General features: G+C 39.9%; 22 protein-coding genes and 1 other annotated feature. Of the genes, 5 read left to right on the top strand and 17 right to left on the bottom strand.

The window, feature by feature from the left end; translation table 11 throughout:
* The first annotated feature begins 95 nt into the window (after positions 1 to 95).
* Positions 96 to 332, top strand: coding sequence for a hypothetical protein (locus tag AC1DEF_RS06180; RefSeq protein ID WP_013057410.1), 237 nt, complete (start codon positions 96 to 98; stop codon positions 330 to 332).
* Between the two features lie 29 nt (positions 333 to 361).
* Here AC1DEF_RS06180 and AC1DEF_RS06175 read toward each other — a convergent pair whose 3' ends face one another.
* Together AC1DEF_RS06175 and AC1DEF_RS06170 are read right to left on the bottom strand one after the other, a co-directional pair.
* A complete protein-coding gene (locus AC1DEF_RS06175) occupies positions 362 to 634 on the bottom strand; it encodes a hypothetical protein (RefSeq protein ID WP_028408230.1) in 273 nt (90 codons plus the stop codon).
* A 142-nt stretch (positions 635 to 776) separates the two neighbouring features.
* Positions 777 to 974 carry a hypothetical protein gene (locus AC1DEF_RS06170; RefSeq protein ID WP_014459743.1) on the bottom strand — a complete coding sequence of 66 codons (198 nt, stop codon included), beginning with the start codon at positions 972 to 974 and terminating at the stop codon, positions 777 to 779.
* 307 nt (positions 975 to 1281) lie between these two features.
* Here AC1DEF_RS06170 and AC1DEF_RS06165 point away from each other — a divergent pair, with 307 nt between their 5' ends.
* Complete coding sequence (locus AC1DEF_RS06165) at positions 1282 to 2064, top strand: SDR family oxidoreductase (RefSeq protein ID WP_097823188.1); 783 nt, start codon at positions 1282 to 1284, stop codon at positions 2062 to 2064.
* Between the two features lie 22 nt (positions 2065 to 2086).
* Here AC1DEF_RS06165 and AC1DEF_RS06160 read toward each other — a convergent pair whose 3' ends face one another.
* The 4 genes from AC1DEF_RS06160 to AC1DEF_RS06145 all read right to left on the bottom strand — a co-directional run bounded on the left by AC1DEF_RS06160 (position 2087) and on the right by AC1DEF_RS06145 (position 6335).
* Positions 2087 to 2857 (bottom strand): SDR family oxidoreductase, encoded by a 771-nt coding sequence (locus tag AC1DEF_RS06160; RefSeq protein ID WP_097823187.1) that lies wholly within the window; start codon positions 2855 to 2857, stop codon positions 2087 to 2089.
* A 104-nt stretch (positions 2858 to 2961) separates the two neighbouring features.
* On the bottom strand, positions 2962 to 3924 hold the full coding sequence (locus AC1DEF_RS06155; RefSeq protein ID WP_097823186.1) for a quinone oxidoreductase family protein: 963 nt from the start codon (positions 3922 to 3924) through the stop codon (positions 2962 to 2964).
* Between the two features lie 119 nt (positions 3925 to 4043).
* Positions 4044 to 5558, bottom strand: coding sequence for an acetyl-CoA hydrolase/transferase family protein (locus tag AC1DEF_RS06150; RefSeq protein ID WP_477727321.1), 1515 nt, complete (start codon positions 5556 to 5558; stop codon positions 4044 to 4046).
* Between the two features lie 132 nt (positions 5559 to 5690).
* A complete protein-coding gene (locus tag AC1DEF_RS06145; protein WP_097823184.1) occupies positions 5691 to 6335 on the bottom strand; it encodes a LytTR family DNA-binding domain-containing protein in 645 nt (214 codons plus the stop codon).
* Positions 6336 to 6493: 158 nt separating this feature from the next.
* Between AC1DEF_RS06145 and AC1DEF_RS06140 the strand changes: the two genes are divergently transcribed.
* The gene (locus AC1DEF_RS06140; protein WP_028408225.1) at positions 6494 to 7174 is read left to right on the top strand and encodes a DUF421 domain-containing protein; all 681 of its coding nucleotides are present in this window, start codon (positions 6494 to 6496) and stop codon (positions 7172 to 7174) included.
* 33 nt (positions 7175 to 7207) lie between these two features.
* On the opposite strand, the gene AC1DEF_RS06135 is transcribed toward AC1DEF_RS06140, so the two are convergent.
* From AC1DEF_RS06135 to AC1DEF_RS06120, 4 genes are all read right to left on the bottom strand, one after another.
* Complete coding sequence (locus AC1DEF_RS06135; RefSeq protein ID WP_050690644.1) at positions 7208 to 8695, bottom strand: DHA2 family efflux MFS transporter permease subunit; 1488 nt, start codon at positions 8693 to 8695, stop codon at positions 7208 to 7210.
* A 279-nt stretch (positions 8696 to 8974) separates the two neighbouring features.
* Entirely contained in the window at positions 8975 to 9532 is a 558-nt protein-coding gene (locus AC1DEF_RS06130; protein ID WP_013057420.1) for a 3D domain-containing protein, read from the bottom strand.
* A gap of 621 nt (positions 9533 to 10153) precedes the next feature.
* On the bottom strand, positions 10154 to 11038 hold the full coding sequence (locus AC1DEF_RS06125) for a superoxide dismutase (protein WP_097823183.1): 885 nt from the start codon (positions 11036 to 11038) through the stop codon (positions 10154 to 10156).
* A gap of 140 nt (positions 11039 to 11178) precedes the next feature.
* Positions 11179 to 12009, bottom strand: coding sequence for a glycosyl transferase family 2 (locus tag AC1DEF_RS06120; protein WP_097823182.1), 831 nt, complete (start codon positions 12007 to 12009; stop codon positions 11179 to 11181).
* A gap of 230 nt (positions 12010 to 12239) precedes the next feature.
* On the opposite strand from AC1DEF_RS06120, the gene AC1DEF_RS06115 reads away from it, so the two are divergent.
* A complete protein-coding gene (locus tag AC1DEF_RS06115) occupies positions 12240 to 12905 on the top strand; it encodes a cupin domain-containing protein (protein ID WP_097823181.1) in 666 nt (221 codons plus the stop codon).
* A 54-nt stretch (positions 12906 to 12959) separates the two neighbouring features.
* Here AC1DEF_RS06115 and AC1DEF_RS06110 read toward each other — a convergent pair whose 3' ends face one another.
* The 3 genes from AC1DEF_RS06110 to AC1DEF_RS06100 all read right to left on the bottom strand — a co-directional run bounded on the left by AC1DEF_RS06110 (position 12960) and on the right by AC1DEF_RS06100 (position 14634).
* On the bottom strand, positions 12960 to 13202 hold the full coding sequence (locus tag AC1DEF_RS06110) for a hypothetical protein (RefSeq protein ID WP_223268895.1): 243 nt from the start codon (positions 13200 to 13202) through the stop codon (positions 12960 to 12962).
* A 43-nt stretch (positions 13203 to 13245) separates the two neighbouring features.
* Positions 13246 to 13842, bottom strand: a complete 597-nt coding sequence (locus AC1DEF_RS06105; protein WP_097823180.1) for a hypothetical protein — start codon at positions 13840 to 13842, stop codon at positions 13246 to 13248.
* 84 nt (positions 13843 to 13926) lie between these two features.
* Complete coding sequence (locus AC1DEF_RS06100; RefSeq protein ID WP_097823179.1) at positions 13927 to 14634, bottom strand: Type 1 glutamine amidotransferase-like domain-containing protein; 708 nt, start codon at positions 14632 to 14634, stop codon at positions 13927 to 13929.
* Between the two features lie 108 nt (positions 14635 to 14742).
* Here AC1DEF_RS06100 and AC1DEF_RS06095 point away from each other — a divergent pair, with 108 nt between their 5' ends.
* The gene (locus AC1DEF_RS06095) at positions 14743 to 15246 is read left to right on the top strand and encodes an immunoglobulin-like domain-containing protein (protein WP_097823178.1); all 504 of its coding nucleotides are present in this window, start codon (positions 14743 to 14745) and stop codon (positions 15244 to 15246) included.
* Between the two features lie 42 nt (positions 15247 to 15288).
* Here the strand turns inward: AC1DEF_RS06095 and ileS are convergent, their stop codons facing one another.
* The 4 genes from ileS to AC1DEF_RS06075 form a co-directional block, all read right to left on the bottom strand.
* On the bottom strand, positions 15289 to 18387 hold the full coding sequence (gene ileS, locus AC1DEF_RS06090) for an isoleucine--tRNA ligase (RefSeq protein ID WP_097823177.1): 3099 nt from the start codon (positions 18385 to 18387) through the stop codon (positions 15289 to 15291).
* A 52-nt stretch (positions 18388 to 18439) separates the two neighbouring features.
* Positions 18440 to 18682: a binding site (T-box leader), on the bottom strand.
* 89 nt (positions 18683 to 18771) lie between these two features.
* Positions 18772 to 19758, bottom strand: coding sequence for a GIY-YIG nuclease family protein (locus AC1DEF_RS06085; RefSeq protein WP_097823176.1), 987 nt, complete (start codon positions 19756 to 19758; stop codon positions 18772 to 18774).
* A gap of 102 nt (positions 19759 to 19860) precedes the next feature.
* The gene (locus tag AC1DEF_RS06080; RefSeq protein ID WP_097823175.1) at positions 19861 to 20742 is read right to left on the bottom strand and encodes a phosphorothioated DNA-binding restriction endonuclease; all 882 of its coding nucleotides are present in this window, start codon (positions 20740 to 20742) and stop codon (positions 19861 to 19863) included.
* A 334-nt stretch (positions 20743 to 21076) separates the two neighbouring features.
* A complete protein-coding gene (locus AC1DEF_RS06075; protein ID WP_411970505.1) occupies positions 21077 to 22369 on the bottom strand; it encodes a sunset domain-containing protein in 1293 nt (430 codons plus the stop codon).
* Positions 22370 to 22611: the final 242 nt, after the last annotated feature.

Here is a 22611-nt window from a genome sequence, read left to right as displayed (position 1 = left end):
CTTTATCTTTTAAAAATGTAATCGCTCCCTTTTTCATGAATGTACACCGTGCTGAATACCTTTAGTTATGTACACTCACACAGGAGGGATTTAATATGTTAACACTCGAAATTTCAAAACAAATCGTTAAAAACGTCTACCCTATTGTCTTATCAAATCGCAGTAAAATCTTTCAAGAGGAAGTGAGCGTCGCCGCTTTGCAAGACTACTTTGGTCTTGATCATGCCTTTAGCGTGTATGCAGCTGCCACCATTATTTATCAGCTAGAAGCCGACGGATATGTATCCAAACCTCTGAAGCGTAATGAATACAAGCGAATTTTGCTCAAATAAAAACAAGCATCCCCGCAAGGATGCTTGTCTTATTTATAGCTATACCTGTCGAATAACTGCTCGACTCTTTTGTGGTAATCAGCAAGGTAGTCAGAAAGCTCAGTTTCACTCAATTTATTTGCCTGTTCCTCAAATAGTGACAGCAGCGAAATTTTAATCATTGCCATTTCCGTTTCCGAGCGACTTTCATTTCGCAAATCTTTTCTTAAATTCCACAGGCTTTGCTCCATTTCATGCTTTAATTGTTCTAGTGAGTGTGTTTCTTCAGATCCGGCACGAATGTCTTTTTTAAATCCACTCATCTTATCACTCCTCGCAATTGCACCTGCTAGATAGTATTTAATGTATACTATACCATAAATAACTATACGAGGCTTAAGCATGCCTTTTAAGCAATTGGTCACAAAATAAAAAACATCTCTTTGGATGTCTTTACGTTATCTTTTATCTTACTTCGTCTTCTTCACCTTTTACATATTTAAAAAATGAATCAATCATTTCGTTTAAAAAATCATTGCGATCTTCAAAATTCATAATTTCTAAAAATTCCACAATATCCTTATCTAAGCTAATAGAAGCGGGAACATAAGCAGCCGCTTCCCTTCTTTGCGGGAATGGAATCACATTATCTTTCTTCTTCATAAAACACCGTCCTTTTTCTGTGCTTTACTAGTGTAAGCTTTCAAGGAACGATTTGCAAGTCCCTCTGATGTAAAATTTTATATAAACATTCTTCTGAAAAGACAGGGTATATCTTTAGCTACTCAAGTAGGCTCATTTGATATTAGCTTTTTCATGTTCTGGCGTCATATTAATAATTCGCCGCTGTTTTCTCTTTTCCTTTTGGCATCTTTTAGCAAATTTAAACACAAATATTTTAAAAGAGGTTTTTATTTCCTTCGTATAGGCTAAAGAAAGGAAACAACATTTTTATATGGAGGGGTTACAAATGATTGCATTAACTGGGAAAGTTGCGCTTGTGACGGGAGCGGCATCTGGAATTGGACGTGCTTCAGCCATTACATTAGCTGAACAAGGAGCGCGCGTTGCTCTTTTAGATTTAGAGGAAGAAAAATTACATGAAGTAAAAGAGACCATCATGTCGAGCGGCGGAGAGTGTATAGCCATTAAAACAGACGTCTCTGACTCTGAAAGTATAAAAGAGAGTATCGAAACGATCAGCAGCCTATGGAGTCAATTACATATTGTTTCTATTAACGCAGGCATCAACGGTACGTTCTCTTCTATTGAAGAACTATCACCAGAAGATTGGACAAAAACAATTGATACAAATTTAACAAGTACTTTTTTAACCGTGAAGCATTCTATTCCTTATTTGAAAGCTCAGGGAGGAAGCATTATTATTACTAGCTCGATTAACGGCAACCGTACATTTTCAAATATCGGCATGAGCGCATACAGTTCCTCAAAGGCTGGCCAAATGGCTTTCGGCAAAATGGCAGCTCTTGAACTTTCTACATACGGAATACGGGTAAACGTCATTTGTCCAGGAGCAGTTGATACAAATATTGAAAGCAATACATTCCGTCAAGAAGACAAATTAAAAGAAGTGGCGATTCCAATTGAATATCCAAATGGCAATCAGCCGCTTGCTAAACGCTCAGCTAAGCCCGAAGAAGTAGCAGATTTAATCTTCTTTTTAGCTTCTGACGCGTCCAAACATATTACCGGAAGTGAAATGTTTATCGACGGCGGAGAATCGCTGCTGTAACGTACAAGCCCCTGCGTCAACGTCAGGGGCTTGTTTTTTTACTTTTATGAACAACGTCTACTCCACCCGAAGCGGATATAATGCTGCCTGTAATCATATCTGAGTTTTCATCACAAAGAAACTCAATAATACGCGCAATGTCTTCTCCCGTACCTGATCGGCCCACAGGCGTTTCCTTGTCTTCTAGTAATCTTGCTTTTATAATATCACTTTCTTTCATGTCCCCTACAATATCTCCGGGACAGACCATATTGACCGTAATCCCGTATTCGGCTACTTCTAGAGCAAGCGATTTGGTCAGAGAAGCTAGCCCTGACTTAGCGGCACTAAAAGCCGCGCGGTACATCCATCCAGGGGTATGCTCTACATCTTGAAAACCGTATGTAATAATTCTTCCAAACTGCTGCTTTTTCATAATAGGAACAACCGCTTTTACAAAGTGAAAAACGGAGCTTAAATTCCCTTCCAGCATTTCATACCATTCACTGTCTGTGTACTCTATTAATTTTTTTCTTTCAAATACATACGGACCTGCATTATTAATTAAAACATCAATACGTCCAAATTGCTCCATAGCCTGCGCAACGACGTGTTCAATATCTGCTTTATTCGTTATATCTCCTTCTACAAACTGTACGTTGTCTTTATATTGATGCCATTCTTCTTGCAGTTCTCGCACTTTATTTTTATCACTTCGAAAATGGACGGTAACGGAATACTGCTTTTTTAAAAACTGTTCTGTTACCTTCTTGCCAATACCTTTATGACCCGCTGTAATCAATGCATGTTTCATCTACCTTCACCTCTTTCACTCTACTTATCTACTATATATATTAGACAGCTCCTTAGTTTCTCCTTTACTAACAGAAAAAAGCCCTTGACTAAAGGGCCTTTCTTTTACGGTCTTAACAAAATTTTCCCTGTACTTTTCCGGCTTTCAAGCAGCTCATGTGCTTTTGCTCCGTCTTTTAAATCGAATACCACGGGATCAGTTAGCACAAGCTGACCTTTACTGATCCACTCAAACAGCTGCTGTGAACGTACTTTGCGTTCTTCATAAGATACAAGCACGTTCCATAAGTCTCCGCCTGTAAGCGTTTTAGAGGTATCCATCAGCATACGCGGGTCGACCGGGGCCGGATCGCCTCCTGCCATTCCGTAAAATACCACGGTTCCGCCTGTTTTTACGGCTTCAAAGCTTTTTTCTAGCGTAACTCCTACAGATTCATAGGCAACATCTGCGCCTCGCTTCGTTACTTCTTTCGCTTGTTCCACCCAGTTATCTTCGTATAAAAAGACATAGTCAGCACCTGCTTGAGCCGCTGCTTTTGCTTTTTCAGAAGATGACGTTAAGCCAATGACTTGTCCGCCTAATAGCTTGGCAATTTGAACTAAAAGCTGACCTACACCTCCAGCAGCTGCGTGAACAAGTACATAATCGCCGGGCTGAATGCTGTAGCTGTCTTGTGTTAAATAGTGAGCCGTTAACCCTTGTAAAAGCACAGAAGCAGCTGCGTCAAATGAAATATCGTCAGGTACGGCAATGATTTTATCTTGCGGCACGGCAACAAGCTCTGCATTTGCAAAAGGTACATCAGCAAACGCAATACGGTCTCCTACGTTAACGTGACTTACTTCTGCTCCTACTTCTTCTACCACACCTGCTCCTTCATATCCTAAAATATACGGAGGTGTACCCGTTAAGTGGTAGTTCCCTTTTCTTCGGTACACATCAGCAAAATTAAGTCCAATTGCTTTTGTTCTTACTAGTACGTCTGTTGGACCAATAGAGGGGTTCGGTATATCTTGATAGTGAAGAACGTCAGGTCCTCCAAACCTTTCAAATACTAATGCTTTCATATATAAGTTACCTCGTTTTCTTTATGTATTCCCTTTCATCGTAATTCAAAGAGATAACAAACACAAGTTTCTGACTCAAGGGAAAAACGCTTTGTCTCCTAAGGAGATAAAGCGTTCTTTTACTTTGTTTGCTCTACAACTTCTCGCATCGTTCCATTTTTTTGATAAGACATATGAAAAGAAAAGGCTTTTTCAAGAACGTGCGGTGTTTGTCCGCCTCGCGTGAGCGCTTCTTCGTAATACGCCATAAGCTGGTCGCGGTACATTGGATGTGCACAATTTTCAATGATTCGTTTTGCTCGTTCTCTTGGAGCGAGTCCGCGCAGGTCTGCGTATCCTTGCTCTGTTACAATCACATCCACATCGTGTTCCGTATGATCAACGTGTGAAACAAACGGCACTATACTTGAAATATCGCCGTTTTTGGCAATAGATTTTGTTACAAAAATACCGAGACGCGCATTTCGGGCAAAATCCCCTGAGCCTCCGATTCCGTTCATCATTTTTGTTCCCATCACATGCGTGGAATTGACGTTTCCGTAAATGTCTAGCTCTAGGGCAGTGTTAATAGAAATCAGTCCTAAGCGACGAATGATTTCTGGATGGTTTGAAATTTCCTGCGGGCGAAGAATGAGCTTATCTCGATAGGCTTCAAAATTAGAGAAAACTTGTTTCATTTTATCCGCTGAAAGCGTAATTGAGCAGCAGGAAGCAAACGTAACTTTTCCTGCGTCAAATAAATCAAACACGGCGTCTTGCAATACTTCTGAATACACTTCTAAATCATGAAACTCTGAATCTAAGAAACCGTGGAAAACGGCATTTGCCACAGATCCAATTCCAGATTGTAAAGGAGCAAGCGATTCAGTTAATCGCCCTTCTTTAATTTCTTCACGTAAAAATGAAATCAGATTTTGAGCCATCACAACCGTTTCTTCGTCAGGTGCTACAATCGTAGACGGTGAATCTAGCTGATTTGTAAACACAATACCCTTTACTTTATCTAAATCAATTGGTATGCCTAATGAACCAATACGATCATCAGATTTTTTCAAAGGAATTGCATCTCTTTGTCCTTGAACGCCCGGATCATATAGGTCATGAATGCCTTCTAACAGCTCTGGCTGCGCTGTGTTAATTTCAATAATAATAGATTTTGCATGCTCGGCAAACACCATCGAATTGCCAATTGACGTTGTTGGAATCATCATTCCGTCATCCGTAATAGAAACCGCTTCCAAAATAGCGAAATCTATTGAATCTAACACGCCTGAACGCACCCATTCAGAAGTATGCGATAAATGCTGGTCAATAAACTGAAATTCACCTTCATTAATTTTTTTACGCATGGTTGGGTCCGCTTGAAACGGCAGGCGCTTGTTTAACATGCCTTTTTCTGCAAATAGCTTATCCACATCTGATCCAAGTGAAGCACCGGTATACACGCTTACTTTTATCGGTTCTGTTTCTGCTCGTTTCGCTAGCGCAAACGGGACAGCTTTGACATCCCCCGCGCGTGTAAAACCGCTTAGACCAAGAGTCATTCCACCTTGAATCCAAGACGCTGCTTCTTCAGCAGAGACAACGCGATTCTTTAGTGCTTCATCCTTAATTCGACTGCAAACGTTTTCCATTCTGTTCACTCCTTGTTTTTGCTCTTTTTTACCATTTTACTGTAAAGCGAGCGTACACAAGAGTTTTTGGAATGAAATGGACAAAAATAGCGATAAAACAGCATATTTGATGATAATTAAGCAAAATGACGGTTAAAACCCAAGGAGTTTTCGAAAATAGCTGGCGTACGACTGACTGACCGGAATTTTTTCTCCGTTGTTCATCACTAATAAAAAAGTTGAATGTGTATCAGGATAAATTTCTTGAATTTGCGTCACATTGACGATAAAAGAACGATGACAGCGCACAAACTCTTCTTTTGGAAGCACATAATCAAATTCATTTAACGTGTATTTATGCGTACCCGTATACTTCTGTGCGTACACATATGTTTTTCGGTCACTCGCTTCTACGTAGATAATTTTTGAGAAAGGAACCGGTATCCATCCCTCGTTCACCTTTAACGTCACAACTGACTTTCCGCTCGTTAACGCGGGAAAAATCGCCGTCACGCACCCTTGAACCTCTCCTTCATCTAAAAAAGGCACGGCCATGCCGTAGTAAGGCGTGCCAAACACGTCTCGGTGAATAAATTCCGATACTTTTTGCTTTCGTTCTAATGCTTTATATGTAATCGTCCCTTTTTTAATTTGATCTCCAGGGCTGATTTTTAAATTAATTCGTTTACTTGCGCGGTAATACACGTACGTTTCTAGATCTGACACGGCAATCGACGCTTCATCAGAGAACAATTCGCTGATAACGTCTAATAATGCTGAAGCTTTAAATGGTTTCATCTTTTCACCTTCTTTTGTCTAGTCAAACACGCTGCTTCTTTATTGTAGCGCAAAAGCAAAAGCTAGTGGGAAAGAAGCATGGAATTTATCTTTTCAACTGCATAAAATTTCTATTTTTTCACAACATAAAACAATGAAATGAAGGAAGGGTGAAATGTATGGGCTATGCTGAATCGACGTTTCGAATCGCCTGTTCATTTTTTGTGCTGCTTCTTTTAACGCGGCTCATGGGAAAAACAGAAATCAGCCAGTTAAATGTGTTTACATTCATTACGGCGATTACGATTGGTAATATCGCTTCTTCCCTCTCCACTGATAAGCGAGTAGAGATTGATAAAGGAGTGTATTCTCTGCTAGGATGGACATTTTTAACGATCGCTATGGGCTATCTTGGAATGAAATCGAAAAAAGCGCGGCACCTTATTACCGGTGAGCCTAAAATTGTGATTAAGCAAGGGAAAGTGATGGAAAAGGCGTTAAAACAAGTCCGGCTAGATATTGAATCTCTTTTAGGCATGCTGAGGCAGCAAAACGTATTTTCCATAAAAGATGTAGAATACGCCATATTAGAAATCAACGGAAACCTTTCCGTTATGCAAAAACAAGATAAAAAGCCGAACTCGTGGTCAAAAACGCTTTTATTCCCCACTTCAACAGGCGTTATTTACGATGGAAAAGCGAATGAAGATGCCTTGAAGGACCTGCATGTAGATAATAATTGGCTGCATAAACAGCTAGAAAAAGCGGGAGTCAACTCAATTGATGACGTCTTTTACGCTGAGGTTCAGTCCGACGGATCGCTTTACATTGACTATAAAAAAGACAAATTTAACTCATAAAAAAAATCCGTACCAAAAGGCACGGATTTTTTATTAGCTTGCTTTTTTTACACGATTTGTAATGGTATCTTCTTTTGGTGATGTTTTACGAATAAAGAAGGCTAAAACAAACGCGATCACACTTAAAATCGTTGCAATCATAAACGCATCGTTAATACCCATTGCCGTACCTTGATTCACAGCTTCAGCCATACTGCCTTTATCTGTCGGCAAAATTTGCTGATTCGTGACGATGTTTTTCACGTGTTTTTCACCTTGATTCATCATAATAGATACAAAGAACGCCATTCCTACAGCTCCAGCAACCATTCGAAGCGTATTAACCATCGCCGTTCCGTATTTATTTAAGCTAAGCGCAAGCTCATTTAATCCTGCTGTAAAGATTGGCATCATGAGCAGCGACATACCAAACATACGAACAGTATAAACAATCATTACATACATAAATGTTGTTGTTGTTTCAAGTTTTGTTAGTTCATATGTTGTTACAACGGTAATCGCTAAACCAATAACAGCAAGCCATCTTGCGCCAAACTTATCAAACAGACGTCCTGTAATCGGAGACATAATCCCCATTACAATTCCCCCTGGCAGTAACAGCAAGCCTGAAAGAAACGGTGAAAAACCGCGTACGTTTTGCATATAAATCGGCATTAAAATCATACCTGAAAACATTGCCATTGTCACAATCACGTTAATGATTGTTGTTAAAGTGAACATACGGTAACGGAAAATACGGAATTCAAGAAGCGGCTGATCGATTTTTAACTGACGGAAAATAAAGAACAGAATCGAAATACCGCCTACAATGAACATAGCTAATACTTCAGTGCTGGTCCAGCCCTTTGTACCGCCCGTAGCGAACGCATACAGCAAGCCGCCAAATCCAACTGTTGATAAAATAACGCCAAGCACGTCTAGCTTCGGTCGGCTTGTTTCCGTCACGTTTTTCACTAAAATAATTGCCGCAATTACGTTGATAAGTGCAATTGGAAACATCATAAAGAATAAAACGCGCCATGAGTAGTGCTCAACTATTAAACCAGAAAGCGTCGGCCCTACTGCCGGTGCGAAGTTCATCGCTACACCAAAAATCCCCATCGCAAAACCGCGTCGGTCAGGCGGGAATAACGTAAAAATAACGTTGGTAATTAACGGAAATAAAATCCCTGCTCCTGCTGCTTGCACGACGCGTCCCACTAAAATAACGGAAAATGTCGGCGCAATACCGCAAAGCAGTGTTCCTACTGTAAACAGACCCATTGCTGTAATATACAGCTGCCTTGTAGTAAATCGATTCATTAAAAATGCTGTAATTGGAATAACAATTCCGTTTACTAACATAAAGATGGTTGTTAACCAGTTGCCCGTAGCCGCCGTTACATGGAAATGATCCATCATTTGCGGAAGCGCAATGTTAATCAGCGTTTGATTTAAAAAAGCGACGAGCGCTCCCATTATCATTACGCCAAAAATAGACCGAGTTCGGGCTTGATCGGACTGTTGTGTTTGTGTATTCATTTTAACAAGACCTTTCCCTTTAAAATTATCTGTATGTAAATCTTCAGATGACAAACAGGTTAAGAATATATTTTATGTGTTCATTCTATTAATTTATGTCACGAATATTTAATGAACTTAATTATATACCGGATAAATATATCCGTTTCCGAAATATTTGTCAACAAATATGATCATTTTCGTAAAACTTTTCCATCAGTATATATAAAGTAGCATGCCCTTTAATGAAGAAAAAAATGAGAGCCCTTCAACGAAGGCTCTCATTTCCTTAAGAAATACTTATTTTAAGATTTGAACTTTTACTGTTTTTCTTCCCCATTTTAACGCTTCTTTTTGAGAAGGAAGAAGAACGTCAATTTTATTTCCTTTAATCGCACCGCCCGTATCAGCTGCGATTGCCGTGCCGTAACCTTCTACGTATACTTTTGAACCAAGTTTAATCACTTTTGGATCGACAGAAATCACTTTTTGATTTGGATTCTTTTTCAAGTCAATTCCAATCGCTGTTTTTCCGCTGCAGCCTTTGCAGTTCGCTGTGTACGCTGTTGCTGTTACTTTAAATTCTTTCACAACGTTTGAAGACTTCGCAGGCGCTGCTTTAGCAGGCGTGCTTGATTTTGCTTGAGATACTTTTAATACTTGTTTAGGATGAATGCTGTCTGACTTTAAGTTATTCCACTGTTTCAGCTGACTAACCGATACTTTATATGTCTTTGCAATTTTGTATAGCGAATCTCCGCTTTTTACTGTATATGTATTTGTTGCAGCTGATGCACCACTTGCCACTCCGAACAGTGACATTAGAACTAAACTGAACGTAATCATTGTCTTTTTCATGTAATTGATTTCCCCTTTATCTACCAATACATAAAAAATAACACATGAATATTACAGTTATATTTCAGTAGCATGTCAATAGTTTGATAGTTTAGTTACAGTAAAAATAAAGATTCTTCCTTTTAAACTAGTAAATTAATCACCTTTACTCTTCAAAAACATACATATTTAGGTATATGACGGTGCTTTTACATACATTTATACTGAATTATTTCATTTGTAATATTTCACTGGTTCTAGAGGCTTATACCTTATTTTATATTGGTTATTTAGAACATAGTTTATTTAAAATTAATAAATGCGTTAAAGGAGCTTAATATACATCACTTTTTACACCGCTGTTGATTTCCGTGCAAGACTTCGCTTTCGGCGGGTGGCCGATGAGCCTCCTTGTCGCTTGCGCTCCTGCGGGGTCTCATTCATTCCACTATTTCCTCAGGAATCTTCGTCTTGCTCTCCAATCAACTGCTAGAAACGCATACATACATGATCGCCATAACAATAAAAAAATCCGAACGAGTTGGATTCTCCATCAAGAATCTCAATTCATCGTTCGGATCTTTCTTCAACTAAAATGCTTTTATCATAGCCTTTTTATTTAAAATTAAGATGCCTTACTTATTAATACGGCTGCCACTGAAGCATTCTGGCTGCTTCGAATCTTTTTTCTACGTTCGGCCAGTAAACTATTTTCCACCAATTATCCACGTACGGATCACGTTCATTTTTGTACTGTAAATAATACGCGTGTTCCCATACGTCTAATACGAGCAGCGGAATCGTATCCCACTGCGTGAGAAGCTGATGGCGCTCAGCTTGCAAAACTTCGAGCTTGCGCGAACGCGGCGACCATACTAAGATAGCCCAGCCAACACCTTCTACTTTTTTTGCAGCTTGAGAAAAGTGCATCATAAATTTCTCATAGCTGCCAAAGTCTTTTTGAAGCTGCTGCAGCAGCTGTCGTCTCGGTCGTCCTCCTCCTTCTGGACTCATAATTTCCCAAAAGATTGTGTGCAAGTAATGACCGGAGCCATGAAAAGCAGCTTCCCGTTCCCAATGTTTTATGAGGTCAAAATTATTTGTATTACGGGCTTGCTGCAGCATGAGCTCTGCTTTATTTAATCCATCTACATAGCTTTGATGATGCTTGCTGTGATGAAGACGCATAATTTCCCGGTTAATATACGGTTCGAGAGCTGAATAGCTATAGCCAAGCGGCGGCAGCTCGTGCTGTCCTGGCGCTATTGATTCTCGCTCCCTACCGTCGTCTCCAAGCCGCTCTTTTAAAACTTTATCAATATGCCGCACTGCATTATTGATTTCTTCTAACGTATATTCGTTGACATCTTCTTCGCTTAAATATTCAAGAACGTCTTCTTGCGTGCGCGTTATATATGACGTTATATCTACTTCTGTAATGGCTTCTTCAAATACAGGATCACATACTTGTTCAAGCCAGTTCTGAACTTCCATCAAGTATCTTTTTCTCTCATCTTGATCGGCCATACTTTCCCTCCTTACACCTCATCTTCACTATCATATTCAAAAGAAAAAGCAACATAACTGCCTACTTGTATCTATTGAGTTAGAAAATTCGACATAAAAAAGGCAAGGGTTCCTTTAAGCTTGAACTCTTGCCTTTTTTATTATATCTTCTTTGCCATATTTACATAATCAATCGTTTCTTGCTTGCTAACAGCCGCGTGCTTCAGCTTTGGATTATAATAGAGCTCGACTTTTATATTATTGATTTCACAGTCATCTGGCATATCCTGCAAATCCGTTAAAAATGGAAGCAAGTGATTGTTCATATCGTATTCAAACGCCCCGTTTTGTAAATAATATATCTTTGGCACATAGTTAATATGGCGAAAAAACTTCACTACGTTGATTCGCTCACCGTATGAGGCTATCACTTCCTCTTCTGTGAGGTTAGGATAAGATAAATTAAACACTTGCCGAACCGGCGTTTTCAGCCACTTGGTCAAGCAGGTCTGCGGATTATTGACAAGCGCTTTTGCTCCTTTTACGTACCCCGCTAAAAACATCGACATAAAGCCGCCGCCCGATGATCCGTAAAATAGCACATTAGACGAACTCACCTGTACTTTTTTCATGAACTTTTCAATTACAACCGCAATGTCTTTTAAATAAAAACGATCGCTTGTCCCTTGTCCCCACGCAAGCGACACTTTTCCTAAATAAAGCGTAGGATCGTTATAGTAAATAATGGAATCTTGGAATTCATTCATCCACGAATGCCTCTGAAAATATGGAGGTCCTACCGGCATTTCTTGACTTGCCCCTCCTCCTGAGCCAAACACAAGCAAATGAGAAGACTCTCTTTTCAGCCTTATTAAAAACTCAAACAGCACTCCGTTCCACTCGACCGCGACTAAAACGGGCTTATTAAACGGCAGCTGAAGTTCGTCCAGCTTCTCATACGTACTAGTTATTTTTTCATATTGATCAAGCAACAGCTCTGCAACTCACTTTCCTTAAAATGATACGTCATATGTGTCTGACATTGATCATGGTTCTGTGAAAAAAGAACCTGTCACAGTATATGAAAACCAACGGGCAAATGATTGTACACTTCCTCCAAAAGAGGCGGTTACCTACATCTTCCTGGGCTTTTGTCACGAAATAAAACTCTCTACATACGATACAGCATCATAAAAAATTCAAGGATAGGAGCTGGAGACCCTTGTCAACGTCCTATATGGATTATAACAATCCAAATGTACAGTACTTTTCTGATGTGAATAAAAACAGACTTAACACGAGAAACGATCAAAATTACATTAACCGATTAGGCCGGGATGTGCTGAATACACTAGGAAATGTGTCGTTACTTGATATTTACTTAAGCAAAAGACGCGTAGTCGAACCGCACTATCACCAAAATGCTGCTGAGCTTGTCTACTGTATTTCAGGTTCAGCTGTCGTTTCATTAATCAACCCGTTTAACAATGAAGTGACAAATATTCCAATTGCTCCGGGGCAAGTAGCCAATATCCCTCAAGGCTGGTGGCACTGGGAAATTGCGTCTGAAGACAATACGCATTTACTTGCCATTTTTGACGCTCCGTATCCGGAATACATTTTTGGATCGGATATTTTAAATAAGACGCCTATTGAAGTACTTGCTCATACGTACTGCTTAGATCCGGAGCAGCTAAAGAAAACGCTGGCTCCGTTAAAGAATCAAACTATCGTGATTGGACCAACGGACGAATGCGTAGAAAAAGGGCCTTACAAACAGAAAAAACAAGCAGGCTCCGCTAGCCACGAGACGCCTCCTTATAAGTATCCTCCGCCTCAGAATCCTTATTACTCCCCTCAAAACCCCTATCACTATCGATATTGGTAAAGACAAGAAAACCCCGCTGCCAATGCAACGGGGTTTCTTAACGAATACATAACATTATTGTTCTTCTATATACGTGCTATGAAAGGCTGCTTCAATATATGCAACTTGGAAATGATAATGTCCAATTAAATATTTCACAATGTCCACCTGGTCGATTTTGCCGGGCTTATCGACCATCGCTTCTTTTACCATTTCTTCGAATGTACCTTGATCAAACTGTTCTTCATGGACAACAATTGTCTCAGAGTACATTTCGTCTTGTCCTTCTGAAATGCGATAGTAATACAATTTTTTCACCTCGATTTATTCTAAATATATGTATACCCCTAACTGAAAACCTTCAAACATTTTTTCGTCGTTCTTTTTCCACTTTATCATAGGCTGCAGCTTTTACTTTTACAAGCAGCCTTGTAACCCAGTACGCCACTAGCGTTATTCCTATATCAATAAGAAAAATATAAAACAAACTCATTCCTTTTCCTGAATCAATGAATTTAAAATGATGTTCAAGAGGCGCCAGTCCAAACGAAAAAACAGCGCTCAAAAGAATTGTATACAGATAAAAATTCTTTTGATGATTTGTACAATATTGATAAAGCAGCAGAAATCCTACCGGCAAAATAGAAGCCGTAATATTTGTTGCGTTCGGAAGCAGAGGCGTTAAGAAAAATGTATGCGTCAAATAACCGCTTCGTCCAAGTGCAATATCAATATATGCCCAAAGCATATGCACTGTGTAACCGAAGAAAAACACCTCAAAAATCCGCGTCCGGTCTACGGTAAAATACAACAACACAAGAGGAAGAACGAGCGAAGCAAGCACCACCCAAAACTGCCAGTTTCCAAAATCTGAATACTGATGCCAATACGACGATAATAACTCCTGCAGCTTATCGCTTTGTTCATGTATGTTTCCCCAGTATCGTTCATAACTCACTGAAGTAACCTCCTATATAGAGTCTCTGCTTATGTATGTACGAATAAGCTCCATTTTATACAGAGAAACACGGGAAGCGGCCATTTATTGCTTGCCATCACCTAAATACGTCACCGGTAGTTCATGCTCAATGACTTTACTTGCTTTTCGATTAGCAGCATACGCTTTTGCTGTTGGTCTTGAGCTAACTGATGCGGATAGCTTCTCATCTTTAAAATGCAGCGCGACTCCATCATCTACAGCATAGCCTTCTTTCATTTCCCCGCTTGCAATTAATTCATGATACGAAGGTCTTCGATTGCTTTCTCCGTCATAGTGAGGACAGTTGCTTCCCGTTAAAAACCCTAAACAGTCGATTTTAGACAGTTTGTTGTTCATTGAATCGGTGACGCCTTCTTCAAACCAGCAAATTGAACCTGCGCTTATTCCTGCCAAAATAATTCCTTTTTTATAAGCTGCTTTTAAAATCGTATCCAGTCCCCATTCTTTCCATAAAAGAAGCATATTCCTTGTATTACCGCCGCCTACATACAAAATATCTTGCTGCAGTACATATGCTTTTAAATCTATAAAGTTTTGAGAAAACAGCGATAAATGAGACGGTGTGCATATTAACTTCTCAAACGCTTCATAAAACCTTTCTACATAATTATCCGCATCTCCGCTTGCTGTAGGGATAAAGCAGATCTTCGGTACATCCGTATGAGCTTGTGAAAGTATGTATTGATCCAGCAGCGGGTTATCCGGCTCCATTGAAAAGCCTCCGCCGCCCATGGCTATAACTTGTCTCATTCTAATCCGTCCTTTCAGAAAGGTAATATAAAAAATGTAAATTTATACTATTTCCAAAAGATAATTTTCCGTATAATGGAAGAGTGATAAAAAGGTGGTGTAAAGCTTTTGAAAATAGTACGAACCCTTTTACTAATACTAGGCATTTTTATTATCTTGTTTTGTATCTTCGGCTATATCGATTATAACGGTCAAAAAATGGAGCTGGGCACCAAACAAGAAAAAAACATTCCTTCTTCCATCAACACGGACGGAGGAACCATTACGCTATCTGCTGTCAGTAAAAAATACGATAAAACGCAGTTTGGCTTTTTTGTTATTCAAAACAATTCGACGCATACCTTAACAATTCCTTACGAAAATACGGCGGATCACTTAAAAGACGGCAAGTGGTACAAAGTTGTGCTAAACGGATTAGAGTTTCCTGATAAAACCGTCACGCTGAAGCCAGGGAAATCATTCAAACAAGATATCGCAACTCCTAATTACAAGGTAGGAAAATACCGTTTTGTGCAGCACTTTAAAGATGAAAATGGAAAAGAGTATGTATTAGCAGCTCCTTTTGAAATCGTTTGGCCGAGTCTTAAAAATGTTCTCGGGCAGTTTGATTAAAGGTAAAAAAGCACTTACCCGTTATGAGGTAAGTGCTTTTTATCAGTTCTGATTTAAAACACGAAGCGTAACTTGCTTTGTTCCGACTTTTACCGTCTCTCCGTTTTCGATAGCTTCTGTCACACGTAGACTGTGCAGTAAAAGATTTTCTTGAAGCAGCGTTTCAAACTTCGTGACGGCTTCCTGCACTTCTTCGTCTCCGCTAAGCTCCAAATCAATACGTAAATTCACAGGTAAATCCAGCTTTTTACGATAGTCTTGAACTGCTCGAATTACTTCACGAGCGACTCCTTCCTGCACGAGTTCTTTAGTTAACGCCGTATCCAACACGGCGGTATACGTCCCGTTTGATGCAACCGCAAATCCTTCTTTTGGCACTTTTTCAACGAGTACGTCAGCCGTTTCAAGCGTTAGGTTTTCTCCTGAAGCAAGCGTAATATTCAGCTTCCCTTGTTCAACAAACTCTTTTCCTTGATTTTCTGAAAGGTTTTTTAACGCTTGGTTGACCTCATTTACTCGTTTTCCAAACTTTGGTCCAGTCTGTTTAAAATCGAGTTTTAACACGTACGAAACAAGCTTGTCGTCGTCTTGCTCCACGTTAAAGTTCTTTACATTAAGCTCATCTTTGATTACATCACGATATGCTTTCCACTCTACATCTTCTTCCGTTACCACAAGTGAAAGACTTTGCAGAGGCTGCTTTACTTTTAACGAATGCGTATTTCGGATGCTTCGACCTAGTTCCACTACTTGAAGCACCGCTGCCATTTCTTTTTCCAGCTTTTCGTTCACTTTCGTTTGATCATACACAGGATAGTCTGCCAAATGAACGCTTTTCCCTGTTAGATTTTCATGAACATCATCCGCAACAAACGGCGTAAACGGTGCTAACAGCTGACTTAACGTCACTAACACTTCATGAAGCGTATCGTAAGCCGCTGCTTTTTCTCCGTCCATTCCTTCTGACCAAAAACGATCGCGGGAACGTCGCACATACCAGTTGCTTAGCTCTTCAATGAATACTGCGATTTCACGAGCCGCGCTTGTAAACCCGTAATCTTCAAGATGTGCTGTTGCTCGCTTAACCGTGCTGTGCAAACGTGAAAGAATCCACTCATCCAATTTTGTTTTTTTCAATTCATACGTTTGCTCAGGATCATAGCCGTCAAGCTTAGCGTATAACACGTAAAAGCCGTACACGTTCACAAGCGTATCGATGACTTTTGATTTCGCTTCTTGCACGACCCGCTCTGAAAATTTCTTCGGGTTCCAAGGCGCACTGTCTGCTAAAAGCGCCCATCTAAGCGCATCGGCACCAAATGTATGAATAAGATCCACCGGGTCCAGCGCATTTCCTTTACTTTTAGACATCTTTTGACCGTTTTCATCTAACACGTGTCCAAGAGACAAAACGCGCTTATAAGGTGCTTTTCCCGTGAACAGCGTTGAAACTGCCATTAAGCTGTAAAACCAGCCGCGCGTTTGATCAATTCCTTCTGCGATGACGTCTGCTGGAAACTGTTTTTGAAACCGTTCGCTGTTTTCAAACGGATAGTGATACTGCGCAAACGGCATCGAGCCGCTGTCAAACCAAACGTCAATCACTTCAGGCGTTCGCTTCATTTCTCCGCTGCAGACCGGACACGTCAGCTCCACGTCATCTACATACGGCTTATGCAGTTCAATGCTGTCAGCAACGGAATGAGACGCATGTTCCTGAAGCTCTTTGATGCTTTTTGGAGCTACTTGATGTTGACATTCCCCGCATTCCCATACGTTCAGCGGCGTTCCCCAGTATCGCTTTCTGCTGATGTTCCAGTCCACCATATTTTCTAAAAAGTTGCCAAAGCGGCCGTGCTTGATATGATCCGGATACCACGTCACGCTTTCATTGTTTTTCAAAAACTGTTCTTTTAACGCCGTCGTTTGGATAAACCAGCTTTCATTTGCGTAATAAAGAAGCGGCGAGTCGCATCTCCAGCAAAACGGATAGCTGTGCTCATGCTTTTCTTTATGATACAGCACGTCTTGATTCGCTAAATAACGCACGATATCAACGTCGCAGTCTTTTACAAAACGTCCTTGAAACGGCGGCACTTCAGATGTGTACTGTCCTTTTTCATCCACTACGTTCACAAATGAAAAGCCGTTTTCTTTTACTACTCTGTAATCATCTTCGCCGTAAGCAGGTGCTAAATGAACAACTCCTGTTCCGCTTTGATCCGTTACATAATCAGCCGTTACGACTTCGTGCCCTTTTTCCACTTTCACAAAATCAAACGGCGGCTCATATGACATCCCTTTTAACTCATTTCCTTTATGTTGAGATAAAACGGTATATTCTCCCTTTAACACTTTGTCTGCGAGTGCTTCTGCCACTATATACACGCTGTCGCCTTGCTCGGCGCGAACGTAGTTCATCTCTTCATGCACCGCAAGCGCCACGTTTGACGGAAGCGTCCAAGGCGTTGTCGTCCAGCCTAGAAAATACTCATTATCACGGTTTTTCACTTTAAATTTCACCGTTACCGTTAAATCTTTTACATCTTTATACCCTTGCGCTACTTCATGCGAACTCAGCGACGTTTGACAGCTCGGGCAGTAAGGTGATACGCGGTGGCCCTTATAAAGAAGTCCTTTATCATGAATTGTGCCAAGCACGTCCCATACACTTTCAATGTATGAATTCTCCAAGGTGATGTAAGGGTCTTCCATATCAACCCAATAGCCAAGCTGCTCCGTGAACGTGCGCCACTGCTTTTCATACACAAACACACTTTCCTTACACTTGTTGATAAAAGCTTCTACGCCGTATTTTTCAATGTCATGCTTCCCAGATATCCCGAGCTGCTTTTCAACACCTAGCTCAACCGGCAGTCCATGTGTATCCCAGCCTGCTTTTCGAATCACTTGATGCCCCGTCATCGTCTTATAACGAGCCACAACGTCTTTAATTGTCCGGCCTAATGCGTGCCCGACGTGAGGAAGACCGTTTGCTGTCGGAGGCCCTTCATAAAATACAAACGAAGGATGCCCTTCTCGGTTTTGAACCGACTGCTGAAACACATTTCCTTGTTGCCACTGCTGCTGGATACGCTGTTCGCGCTCTTGCGAAGACTCCCTTACATTCACTTCTTTCATGTGATACCACTCCTTTTAAAGTTAAAAGCACACAAAGAAACCCGTCCCTATGACTAGGGACGGGTTTTAACCGCGGTACCACCCTGGCTTCTATTGATCCGTTCATCAATAGCACTCAGCAACGTACAATCATACGCGTTCTTTTTAACGGTAGACTACCGTTCAAACTTACTTATAGGTTCAGTTTGACTTCTCAGAGAGGATATTCCCCTGCCGCTTGAACACTGGCTTTCAGCTATCACCAGCTCTCTGTGGAACAAACTTGCAGCGTACTGATTCTCTTCAACGAATTTGTGTGCTTTTATTAGTAGCTATTGTATGCGTTTTGGAAGGGAATGTCAATGTTTTGAAATACTTATTGAGCTCAAAAGGTTTAGATCTAGGTTATTTTGTTTCTACACTTAACATTTGATCAATTTTATTACGCGCTGTTATCCCGTTCTTATCTTTCCATTCAGAAGTTCCACTGCTTCTTCGCTGTGTCACAAACACTGCCGCAGCTGAGATAGAAGAAAAAATTTGATCTTGTACCAGCACGTATCTACCATCTTTTATTTCTAGTACACCGTTTTCTAGGAAAGTATTAATATGGTCTTGCTGCCTTTTAAGTTTAGCTCCTTCTAGCTGCTGTTCGCTCGCAAGCAAAGCTCCTTTATAGACAAGAAATCCATCGCTAACATATTTCCCCGTCGCATACGCATCTCGGCGTTTACAATATAGAACGTCCTCTACTATTACTGATTTTATATCTTTTGACAAATGTGTCTCAACTTGAATAACCTTTTCTATCGGTTGCTCTGCTTCAATCTTTGGTATGTCACCAGACTGTACAGCTTCGCTTTCATATTCTATTCCATTTGAAGCATCCGCAAAAATTGAAAAGCCTAACCCACCAAGTAAAACTTTAATAACATTAAAGATATCTGTCAGGTCGTCTCGTCTAAATTCACGCACAAACGGTTTTGTGGGAACGGTTTGATTAATATCATATGTACCAGAGCGCATGGCTGCTAGATAAGAAATATGCTCTAAATATTTTACATCAACTTTATCTAATTGATCTTGAGAAGCATTAGAGACAATTAACACGGCCACATCCCAAAAGCTTTTACCTGTTGATGGACTAGCATGCTGCCTTAAACGCTCATATCCTACTTCTGCCTCTCCAATATATGCCTTTTTATCTTCTCCAAATAAAAAATAAATGCCGGGCTTTTCTACTTCGCTTTCACCCTTTAAATCTTTCAAACTATTTCTAGGAATGAATACAGCCTGTATCGTTGTATTCGGCACCTCAGATACTTTAATCCCATTTGGATCTTCATCGTAAAACCAAGTCTGTATTCGTTTCGCACCGCTTTTTCGTAGCATCTTTCTTCCTCCGTTTATATCTTCTTTAGCGTCTTTTAACTGACATCACAATATGTAAATCACTTCCTAGTTATAGACGCAGCAATCTACCCCTCACAAAAATTAATTTATATTACCTGTTTGATATCTAGGAGGACCTCTAAATACCTCTCTAACATGCCACCCAAGAAAATCTTCGCTCGGTTGATACGCCGGATGAATAGGATCTCTAAGCTTTTGCCCGTGAAATTTCATAAGCCATTCTTCAAATCCATTCGTCCCGTGCGCTTGAGTTGCCACTAACAGCTCATTATGATCGGAAAAAGTAAAAACTCCTCGATCAAATAATTTATGATGCATTGAACATAACGCGATTCCGTTACTTTCAATATCTGGACCTCCCGCTTGATGCCACTTAATATGAGCAGCCTCTACACCAACTAAATTATGCCCAAGCCGAACGTTGAAACCACAAACAGCGCAGCTATATCCGTAAGCTTGAAGAATTTTCTCTCGAAACTTTGGATCTCTCTTTCCTTTTAACTGTGTTTCAAAATCCAGCCCTACGGCTCTTAATATATCTTCATGGATCGTGTCCGGAAAATGTTCATTTAATAAAAATTGCGCGACGTCTTGAAGCAGCGTAGGGTCATTTGCAAAAAGGTTATAAACATCCTGTCTAAAACCGCCTACTATATTTGTACTCAGCAAATTTCTATCTGTAAAGCTACGCTTATCAACTTCTTCACTTAGCTCCCATATTCCATCTCCTGTCAAACGAACAAAAGGATGCTCTGGATGGTAGGAACTCCGAGAAGGTCCAAACTCCATAAGCAGCTCTTTCAAAGGAATTTTCACCTCGCTATACGGCAGGTGCATTCGTTGCTTGGCCTGCAGCTGACCTAGGGCATACAGTATCAACAATGGTTTGTGCGGAGCTCTTTGATCCCTTTTTTTCCAGACATTTAAGCTCTTTATTTTTTGTAGTACTTCTTCTCTGTTCATAAGCTTGCTTTAACTCCCATCTATAAAACTATTTAAAACCTTAGAGCTAAGACCGTTTTTGAAAAAGTATTAATAAATGTAAGTATAATAGCTAATTCTATTATATGACAGCATCAGATGAACAAGGGAACTTTATTTGCAGACGCGTTTACAAAACGCTACTTTAAGCTTTCTTATCCAAGTTGTTTTATTCAAAGAATTCTTTTTTCATATCTTCTCTGCTTTTAAAACTTACTCGTTCTGTGCCTTTAATACCTACATTAAATAATCTCTCACAAAGAAAAAAGCTCTCCAAGAAACATATAGGAGAGCTTTTAAAGGTTGCATACATTTTTTATCGTTGGGATTCTCTATATCCAGCTGCCTGTGCATCCGCTTCTGAACAAAACCAAACAATGTTATCTTGAGTTCTGTCATAATAAGCTCCGCCAGGTACGTGGTAAATTTTCGAGTTTTTGTTACCTTTGATTTGCCCCGAACAAGACATATTAGACTGTTGATCATCACTCGGATCATTTTCAAATGGCTTATAATTTCCACTGCTGCTAGTAGAACTGCTAGTTGTAGCCTGTTGACTAGCTGCTTGTTGAGCTTTACGCTCTGCTTCTTGTTTTGCCGCTTGCTCCTCAGCTTTTCGTTCCGCTTCTTGTTTTGCCGCTTGCTCTTGAGCTTTGCGTTCTGCCTCTTCTTTTGCCGCTTGCTCCTGAGCTTTTTGTTCTGCCTTTTCTTTTGCTGCTTGCTCTTCAGCTTTTTGTTTTGCTTCTTCTTTTGCTGCTTGTTCTTCAGCTTTTTGTTTTGCTTCTTCTTTTGCTGCTTGTTCTTCAGCTTTTTGTTTTGCTTCTTCTTTTGCTGCTTGCTCATCGGCTTTTCGTTTTGCTTCTTCTTTTGCTGCTTGCTCATCGGCTTTTCGTTTTGCTTCTTCTTTTGCCGCTTGCTCCTCAGCTTTTTGTTTTTTCTCTTCTTTTACTGCTTTATCACTATCATTCTTTTCAACTTTTTGCTCGCTGCTATCAGCACCATCTTTTTTAGATGCAACAGTGACACTGTTTTGCGAAGAACTTACTTGCGTTGAGGCAGGGGTAGAAGTTGATTCTCCATCACTAAAGACTCCGGCAATAAAAAAACAACTAAGAATTAAATATAGATAAAAAAATAATACACGTTTTCTTGTTTTGACTTTAAATTTAGGCAATGCCCACTTTGGCTTTATTAATCCAATAAATAAGCCTATGATGCTTAAAAACAGAATTAGTAAAGCTAGTCCCATAATAAAATTATGAGTAGCTGCTGGTAATAAGGCATGTAATATGAATAAAAGAATTAAGGTGTAAACAGTGGAAGCCATAAACATTTTCAAAGTTGTCTGTGAACGATATCCTAATACCTTAGTCCAGACAGGTCTTTTTACTACGTTAACTTCCATAGAAGAGTGGTTACGAATAACTTGCTCTACTTCCTTTCCTTTTACCTCTATTGTAATATCACTATTTTCATCATGACCTACAAATGTAAATACTGATTTTGCAATGCTATGGTCAATTGTAACGCTAGAGAAATCAGCCCATTCATACCGCTCAATTAACATTAAATTCTGTTGAGCGTTGTTGTTAAATTCATAAAAATTCATACCTTTATCGTCTACTGAAGAGTAGCATACATTTGAACTTTTTTTCCCATAATTAGCTTTTGATACTAGCAACAGCTTATTCTGACTATTTGTATAATCGTTCTCTATATAAGCTTTTGCAATTGCTTCATTGGATTCTTTTTGGTTCTTATACCTTGTCTTAGACATTTTGACCTTTCCCTCACTCTTTCTTGATTCCTTACACTAAAAATAGATAAGTTAGTGTGGACCTACTAATATTC

Source organism: Priestia sp. 10L35, assembly GCF_056395685.1.
The sequence above is the reverse complement of the archived record's forward strand: the minus strand, read 5'-3'. Positions and strand labels throughout refer to the sequence as shown.